Origin of the sequence: Actinotignum inguinis (genome assembly GCF_051265835.1) — a bacterium.
GTDB lineage: Bacteria > Actinomycetota > Actinomycetes > Actinomycetales > Actinomycetaceae > Actinotignum > Actinotignum timonense.
The window spans coordinates 1-990 of the sequence record NZ_JBOZDP010000046.1 but is presented as its reverse complement, the minus strand read 5'-3'; the positions used below and the strand labels follow the sequence as shown (position 1 = coordinate 990).

At 54.2% G+C, this 990-nt stretch carries 1 protein-coding gene; it reads left to right on the top strand.

Annotated elements, in window-relative coordinates; translation table 11 throughout:
• A partial coding sequence (locus ACRQFC_RS09215; protein WP_435734678.1) for an IS3 family transposase occupies positions 1-990 on the top strand: 990 nt, incomplete at both ends.

Below are 990 nucleotides of genomic sequence, written 5' to 3'. Positions count from 1 at the left end.
GAGAAAGAATGCGACCAGATCAAAGCGAAAACCCGCCACCAACTGGAAGCCCAGCTACCCCAAGACCCGGAAGAATTACGTGCTCTTGTAGCCGATTTAATCGTGCAGAAACGCGTCTTGAAAGCCCAGCTCGAGCTAGCAAAAAAAGGAAAAGCCCGCACAGGCGGGCGCAGTGAAGCGGTAGAGAAAACACGGGTAGCTAACCAACTACGCTCTACCACGCCGCTAGCCATGGTCTTAGATACCTTGGATTTGCCGGCAAGCTCGTACTATTACACAGCTAAACGCCTAGAGCGGCCTGACAAGCATGCTCGCTTGCGTGAGTTGATCGCTCAGATCGCGCGCGAGGGCTTGTATACGTATGGGTATCGGCGTATCCGTTTAGCGCTTAGAAAGCTTGGGTATGTGGTCTCGGAGAAAGTTATCCAGCGCTTGATGCGGGAAGAGGAAATACCGGTCAGGTATGCCAAAGCACGCCGGAAGTACTCTAGTTACGGCGGGGAGATCAGCCCGGCACCGGAAAACCTGGTCGAGCGTGACTTCCACGCTGACGAGCCAGGACGGCTTTGGCTCACGGATATCAGTGAGTTCCACGCAGCTAACGGGAAGGTTTATCTTTCCCCGATTATTGACTGTTATGACGGGAAAGTTGTGGCGTATACGAGGGGATTACACCCAACCTCGGTGTTGGCTGATTCCTCCCTTGAAAACGCCCTGGCAACCCTCCCGCACCAGCGTCTAAACGAGCTACAAGCCGGCCAGAGTGAGCATCCACTCGTGATTCATTCGGATCGGGGAGTCCATTACCGGGCGGGTTCCTGGATTGAGCTTACGCGGCGTTACGGGTTGACGCGGTCGATGTCGAAGAAGGGGTGTAGTCCGGATAATTCTGCGTGTGAGGGGTTTTTCGGGCGGATGAAAACCGAGATTTATCACGGGAAGAAGTGGGCTACAACCGATGAGTTATGCGAGGCGATAGACGAGTATATG